Raw genomic sequence first — 6,755 nt, 5'->3', positions numbered from 1 at the left:
TGAGCCAGGATCAAACTCTCCATCAAAGTTTGACTGCTCAAAAAGAATCAACAGGTCGTGTGTCACTCTTTAGTTTTCAAGGAACACTTTCTTCTTTTTTCGTCGCCGCCTTGCATCTCGCGGCGACAAATGTTATGTTAACACATCCATTCAATCGTGTCAACAACTTTTTTTAACTTTTATTCGTCGTTCAACTGCATCTTTTATAAAGAAAAAGCGACGCCACTTAATATAGCACGCTTTTTCTTCACTGTCAATCTATTTTCTTTTCATATCACAGAGCAGACGATTGCCTCAACTCTTTTCCTTCATTTCATATCTTTGTCCATTAATCTCAAAACTGCTGGTCACTTCCGCATTTAATGAATTGGATACGGAGCAGTATTTCTCCACTGAGAGCTGCACCGCGCGCCGAACTTTATCTTCCGGCAAGTCCCCGGTCAGGATGTAATGCATATGGACGCGTGTAAACCGGCGGGGATGGTCTTCTGCCCGATCTCCGCTTACTTCCATTGAAAAAGACTCTACCTCCAGGCGCATCTTTCTCAAGATATCCACAATGTCAATCCCGGAACATGTTCCGACTGCTGAGAGGAGCACCTCGGTCGGGCGGGGGCCCACATTTTCCCCTCCCACCTCCGGCGCCGCATCAAGATCCATCGTATGCCCGGACGGCGTTTCCGAAGCAAAATGCATGTTGCCTTTCCAACGAATCTGTACTTTCATCCCCATGCCTCCTTTATCCAAGCGGTTTCATGTACAGGATCAAACTGGTCTCAATAATGGCCGCCACAAAGATCAAAACGGCAACGCCCGCCAACACGACCGGCAGCCGGGAGCGAATTCCTTTCCACTCTTGAACGCTGGCCTCCATGTATTTGGGAACGACCAGTGAGATCACCCGCCGAACCGCCGCTGCACCCAGCCGCATCCCGAACGCAGCCGCAATAATGGCTCCGGGCAGCTCGAGGATGCCGTGCGGCAATATCGTGGTCACAAAGATCACAAAGGGATTCGCCCCTGTTTCTTTGGCCGCGGTCATCAGGGTGACTCCCAGTAACATCCCATTGCTCACCATGGACATAAACGGGACCAATCCAAATAACAATCCCATCCCGATCATGGAGAAAGACGCGATGATGTTATTGAAAAACAGGGTGGAAAGTGTATGTAAAAAAGTGGGGTTTTCCTTGATCGAATTGACAACTCCTTCCAAACGGTCAAAGACACCCATCTGCTTCAGTGACTGAAGGAGGGGTTCTGCATTCACATACCCGGAAACGGCACTGACAACAAAAATGAGTGTGGCAATTCCGATGTACTTTCGCTCCGCCCGGATGCTTTCCATCAAGCGCCGCATCTATTTTCCTCCTTTCTTTCCATTCCAAAAGAATGACAATCATAACCCTCGTCCCTACGCATACATTTAGTATGGGACAGGTATCTGGTCGCTCATGCGACAACAATGGAGGGTAAAGGTATGAACTTTTTTTGGGTGTTTTCAGGGAAACGGATCAAACGGGCCTTGATGATTGCCGTGGCGTTTCTTTTCGCCGTCGGAATCTTTTATGCCGAAAACAAAAACATACAGGTATTCTTTCCCCTCGATTCGGGACCTTCCGCCATTTACAGTGTGAACACGGATAAAAAACAGGTGGCACTCACTTTTGACATCAGCTGGGGTGAAGAGCGGGCAAGGCCCATTTTGGATGTGCTGGAGCAGAAAGGGGTGAAAAAAGCGACTTTCTTCCTTTCTTCTCCCTGGGCGGAAACACACCCCGATTTGGTAAAAGAAATTGTTGAGATGGGTTTTGAGATCGGCAGCCACGGTCACCGCCATGATAACTACAGCACTTATAACGAGCAGCAGATCCGTACGCAGATCAGCAAAGCAGATCAAATCCTCACCGAACTCACGGGGAAAAAGCCGAAGTTAATCCGTTTTCCCAACGGTGACTTCGATAAACGGGTGTTGCAGGTCGCCGACCAAATGGGCTACAAGACGATTCAATGGGATACCGATTCGCAGGATTGGATGAACCCGGGAACGGATAAAATCATTCAACGGGTGGTCAGTAAAGCGCATCCCGGCGACATCATCCTGATGCACGCAAGCGATTCCTGCAAGCAAACCCATGAAGCGTTGCCGGTCATCATCGACAAGCTGAGGGAAAAAGGGTATGAATTTGTGACCGTATCTGAACTGATCGCCGGCACGGAAGTACAAACGAAACCCGTTGAATGATCCGACTGAGGGACAGGGATCTTTTATCCTTGCTGTGGTCGTCACAGGTAAAGGGTTCGTTTCGTTTTGGGTCGCCAGCCTGAACTGGATTTCAGTCAGCTGGCTTTTTTGTTTTCCTTTTTTACCCAGCGATGCAACTGCAAAATTTGCCAGGCATTACAGACGAGCAAAATCATGATGGTGAAGAAAATAAACACAACGGGGAGCTCGCCGGCTCGGGCATTGATCGACGGGATGGCTTCCAGCGTGGTTGCCGTCACCATGAAAAACAGGGTTGGGATAAAGGCGCTCGGATTGGTCTGTCTCAACTTGAGCCAGGCAACCAAGACACCCACGGCCACGATGAGCAACGGAATCCATAAATGCATCCACAACATCCTGCCGTCGAACTTGACGACATGAAGATAAACCAAATTGCCTATCACGATAAAGAGCAGAATGATTTGAATGAAGTCATACAGCCATCTGCTCCTGACCAGCCCCTTAGCAAGCCAGTTAAACACGAGATAAGAAAAAAAGCCCAGTTGTGCAACGGCGGCAAACGTTGAGCCGCTTAGCAAAAGCTGTGTCACCGGACCGAATGGATCCGGGTCCAGGACCATGTTCAAAGTCACCCCGATCAATACCGCCGATAGGGCCCCTAAGGCCAGCGTCGTCCAAAACCAAAAGAAAAGTTTCCTCAGTGTCATAGCTCAAGCATCTCCTATAAACATTCACTTTCCTGATTGTATCAAAAGGTGATCTTCTTTGACCAGTCAGGCATAAAACGGGACGACAATTCCCATATTAAAAGTAGCATTTGCGCGAGAAACGGAGGACTTCCCATGCGTCGCTCAACACTGTTTATACTGGTCATTATGCTTGTTCTTATCTCATGCAGTCCAAACGAAGGGCAAACTCAGGAGCAACAGCCCGATTACCAAAAAATTAAAGAAATGACTTTGGATGTACTGCATACGCCGGAGGGGAAAAAAGCGCTACAGGAATTGATGGCCGAACCAGAGTTTAAACAAAAAGTGATCATTAGCGGTTCGGATGTCGAACAAATGGTGGCCAAATCATTTACCGACGAAAAAACCAAAAAAGAGTGGGAAAAAATCCTGCAACAGCCCCAAGTGGCGGCCAATTTGGCAAAGGCGACCGCAAAAGAACAAAAACAACTGGTAAAAGACCTGATGAAAGATCCGGAATTCCAGAAAATGATGCTGGATCTGCTGAAAGACCCCCAATTCTCAATGCACCTTCTTCAATTGATGAAAAGCCAACAGCACAGAAAAGAAGTCATGAAAATCATGGAAGAAGCCTTGAAAATACCCACCTTCCAGGAAAAACTGATGAAATTGATGGAACAAGCCCAGAAGAAAGGCGGCAAGAAAGGCGGCCAGGGCGGCGGTGAAGGTGGAGGCGGTGGTGAAGGAGGCGGTGGAGGCGGCGAAGGCGGAGGCGGCGCAGGAGGATCCGCTTAAGCCGGCTTCCTTAAAAAATGCGGAAAGAGACCGGGAACTCCCGGCCTCTTTTTCTGTTACCTGATATATTGGGAAATCTGTTCTTCCACCGTTCTGGAAACCGCCCCTTCACTTCCTAAAATGTATGCCACATCCGGACTGTTTTGCGTTAGATAGCCCTTGACATTTGATTCCAACGAGGCAGGAGGGGTGAGCAAAATCGGCGCTTGCAGATGTGCAGCGAAAGGTCCGCCCGATAAAGCATCCGGAAAGTCATCCCCGCGGGCAAACACTTGCGTGTTGGGAATGAGTTGGAATTTATTGGCGATATTGACGGCTGTCTGATAACGCGTACTTCCGCCGATGCGTTCAACTGTTCTTCCATAGGAAGCGATTTTGTTCGCTACGGCATCGGAAACGGCCCCTGTTCCCCCGACAATGACGAATTTGCCTATCTCAGGATGGCTCTTGATGAAATTTTCGATATCCGGGGGGATGGAACCGGGTTTGACCAGCAAAATCGGCATGTAGGCTTGTCCGGCCACACTGGAAGCGGCAAGAGCATCGGGGAAATTCTCTCCGCTCGCGATGAAAGCAACATCAGACATAAAATCCCCCGCTGTACTCTTCATTTGTTCTGCAATGGCAGCTGAAACGGCATAACGGGTAGCACCGGCGATCCGCTCAACCTGATTGACTCCCATCTGCTTCAGTTCTGTTTCCACAGTGGCGGATACCGCCCCGGTCCCTCCTAAAATGATGGCCCGGTCAGGATTTCGCCGAAGGATCTCCTCTTTGATTGAGGGGGGCAAAAATCCGGTCTTGGTAAGGAGAATCGGCGCCTGATTCATGCTGGCGAGCGGAACCCCGGACAGAGCATCGGCATACAAGTCCCCGCGGGCGATGACAACAGTGGACGAATCAATGCCCAGCTCTTTGCTGATATTGGCAGACACCTCATAGCGATCTGCACCGCCAATTCTCTGCAGTGTCGGCACAATCAAAGTAAAATCGTCATAAACAGCATTGCCTGAAAACTCAAAGGCGTTCACCTTGAGGCTGTTGAACCCCGCATGAAGCGGAACAGAGACGGAAAAATCCCTTTCCAGCGATTGGGATTCACTGCCGTTCAAGCTGTACTCGGCAAAATCGGCATCCGTAGAGCCTTTCAAGGTGAGTGAACGGGTCCCTTGGGGCAGGCGCTGTTCATATTGATCCGGCGTTTCAAATGTAAGCGCAGGCAGAGTTTGATCAGGTGCTGCGGCCAGACGCAACCCGCTCAGGCGATACTGATAATTCAAAGGTGTTTTGCTTTCAGAAATCACAATAAAAGAATACTCTCCCGCCGGAAGCGTGTCCCCGTCCTGATAGTAAACCAGGTTCCCGTTCGCATCGACACCTGCAATCAGATAATCCATCAGCGTAGTTGAGTGTTCTGCCGTGACATGAACGGTGCTCGGTTGACTGAGACGAAACACGTATTCAGGAATGCGGTAGCTGGGAGTACTCCCCGAATAGACGACTTCCGTCATCCCGGTCGCTTCGCTGCCCGCTGTCCATGTGTTGGCTTGCTTGATCGTCCTGTTTCTAAGCACTTCTCTTTTCTTTTTCGCAAATTCCCCAATTCGGAGCATGATTTGGTGCTTGCGCGCTTGGATCAACTCATCGGCAAGGCTCTCCCCGCCCGCAGCATGAACGGCGGCGGACCGATCCATCAGGCTCACGGATGCAACCAATGCCACGGTTAAGATCCCCGCCGCCCATCTACAACTCTTCACGTCTCGAAATTCCTCCCTTTTGCTTGCATCCTTACATCATGAATATTCGTACGGAATTCTTGTTTTTTGTCCGGATTTTTTTCTGTTTCATTGACAAAAAACCCGCGAGAAATCCGAATAAACAGGATAGAAAAATGATTAACTCTTTTATTTCGAGGTGAAAGATGAGTTTACCGAAAAAAGGATTCCTGTTATGCCTGTCTGTCGCTTTGCTGCTCTGTTTACTCCCTGTCGCACACTCGGATGCAGCCATTTTGCGGCCCGTTGATTCGGGTTCCAATGTGGTCGTCTATCTGGTTCCCCATGCGGATGACGAAACGCTCACTTTTTCAGTGCCTGTCGTGAATGACATTCGGGCAGGAAAAAAAGTATACATGGTTTTGCTGTCTGCCGGTGCAGGTTCTTCGGCCAGGGAAACATTAAACGGGAAGTATGATATAGAGTCCCATGATTCGGATAAAGCCGGCGAGCCCAAATATTGCAATTGGCACAAACGATACCATGATCCGATTCTGGAGAACTATCATGTGGACTGGTTAACGCGTTACGAGTTTGGCCAGGCCCGTATCCATGAATTTTATAAGGCAGGTATTGCGCTTGGTGTACCGAAAGCCCGACTCAAAGTGCATCTGCTTGACCAGTTTACTTATGACGCGGTGAAAGCCGTTATCCGAACCCACGCAAGATTGTTCCCCAATGCCGAGTTTAAATCGATGTCACGGCTGGACGGCCATTCGGAACACGCCATGCTCGGACGGGTTTTGGATGACATGTATGCACGCAAAGAAATCAAAAAGCGGCAAACCAATTTCATCTCCATCTACACGGACCGTTTCAGCGGCAAAATAGTGCCGGGATATAAAATCTACCCGACTCATACAACGGACCGCACCAAGGTGATCCAGGCACTCAATGTGTATAAAACATGGAATCCCCCGGCAGGAGATTATGCGATCGGATATCACAGTGTACCGGCCCAGTTTGACAGCATGTTAAACCAAACTTATACCAAAGTCAGCCGATATTGATCGATTACCAACGGGCAGGGTTCACCTGCCTTTATTTATTTCAATAAATTTAACCACTTTGTTATTGACGTGAAAAATATCCATCATATATCATCTAAAAGTGCATGAATTTATAATTTATCTGCTCTTATTTAACGATATCAAAAAAACATGAATTTCCATTTAAACATAAATTTTGTTCGATCAGTTTGAAACCGCGTTTCGTGAAACGGGTAGGCTGCAAGCGAATCCCCGGTATTTCACAGCGCATGGATAATAT

General features: G+C 48.7%; 7 protein-coding genes. 3 read left to right on the top strand and 4 right to left on the bottom strand.

Annotated features, from left to right (window positions below):
• Window positions 1-294 precede the first annotated feature (294 nt).
• Together BMW55_RS15760 and BMW55_RS15755 are read right to left on the bottom strand one after the other, a co-directional pair.
• Complete coding sequence (locus BMW55_RS15760) at window positions 295-726, bottom strand: OsmC family protein (protein WP_089971605.1); 432 nt, start codon at window positions 724-726, stop codon at window positions 295-297.
• A gap of 13 nt (window positions 727-739) precedes the next feature.
• Entirely contained in the window at window positions 740-1,360 is a 621-nt protein-coding gene (locus tag BMW55_RS15755; protein WP_089971602.1) for a stage II sporulation protein M, read from the bottom strand.
• A 120-nt stretch (window positions 1,361-1,480) separates the two neighbouring features.
• On the opposite strand from BMW55_RS15755, the gene pdaB reads away from it, so the two are divergent.
• Entirely contained in the window at window positions 1,481-2,245 is a 765-nt protein-coding gene (gene pdaB / locus BMW55_RS15750) for a polysaccharide deacetylase family sporulation protein PdaB (RefSeq protein WP_089971599.1), read from the top strand.
• A 95-nt stretch (window positions 2,246-2,340) separates the two neighbouring features.
• Here pdaB and BMW55_RS15745 read toward each other — a convergent pair whose 3' ends face one another.
• Entirely contained in the window at window positions 2,341-2,934 is a 594-nt protein-coding gene (locus BMW55_RS15745; protein ID WP_089971596.1) for a KinB-signaling pathway activation protein, read from the bottom strand.
• Between the two features lie 135 nt (window positions 2,935-3,069).
• Between BMW55_RS15745 and gerD the strand changes: the two genes are divergently transcribed.
• Window positions 3,070-3,711 (top strand): spore germination lipoprotein GerD, encoded by a 642-nt coding sequence (gene gerD, locus BMW55_RS19060; protein WP_139179519.1) that lies wholly within the window; start codon window positions 3,070-3,072, stop codon window positions 3,709-3,711.
• A gap of 56 nt (window positions 3,712-3,767) precedes the next feature.
• Here gerD and BMW55_RS15740 read toward each other — a convergent pair whose 3' ends face one another.
• The gene (locus BMW55_RS15740) at window positions 3,768-5,468 is read right to left on the bottom strand and encodes a cell wall-binding repeat-containing protein (protein WP_089971593.1); all 1,701 of its coding nucleotides are present in this window, start codon (window positions 5,466-5,468) and stop codon (window positions 3,768-3,770) included.
• A 164-nt stretch (window positions 5,469-5,632) separates the two neighbouring features.
• Here BMW55_RS15740 and BMW55_RS15735 point away from each other — a divergent pair, with 164 nt between their 5' ends.
• A complete protein-coding gene (locus BMW55_RS15735) occupies window positions 5,633-6,496 on the top strand; it encodes a PIG-L family deacetylase (protein WP_089971590.1) in 864 nt (287 codons plus the stop codon).
• Window positions 6,497-6,755: the final 259 nt, after the last annotated feature.

This window comes from Lihuaxuella thermophila (assembly GCF_900110165.1).
Lineage (GTDB): Bacteria > Bacillota > Bacilli > Thermoactinomycetales > Thermoactinomycetaceae > Lihuaxuella > Lihuaxuella thermophila.
Note: the sequence above shows the minus strand (reverse complement) of the source record. Positions and strands in the feature narration are given on the sequence as shown.

Coding starts and splice junctions, on each gene's coding strand:
- BMW55_RS15760 (WP_089971605.1), bottom strand. CDS start 726: ATGAAAGTACAGATTCGTTGGAAAGGCAACATGCATTTTGCTTCGGAA.
- BMW55_RS15755 (WP_089971602.1), bottom strand. CDS start 1,360: ATGCGGCGCTTGATGGAAAGCATCCGGGCGGAGCGAAAGTACATCGGA.
- pdaB (WP_089971599.1), top strand. CDS start 1,481: ATGAACTTTTTTTGGGTGTTTTCAGGGAAACGGATCAAACGGGCCTTG.
- BMW55_RS15745 (WP_089971596.1), bottom strand. CDS start 2,934: ATGACACTGAGGAAACTTTTCTTTTGGTTTTGGACGACGCTGGCCTTA.
- gerD (WP_139179519.1), top strand. CDS start 3,070: ATGCGTCGCTCAACACTGTTTATACTGGTCATTATGCTTGTTCTTATC.
- BMW55_RS15735 (WP_089971590.1), top strand. CDS start 5,633: ATGAGTTTACCGAAAAAAGGATTCCTGTTATGCCTGTCTGTCGCTTTG.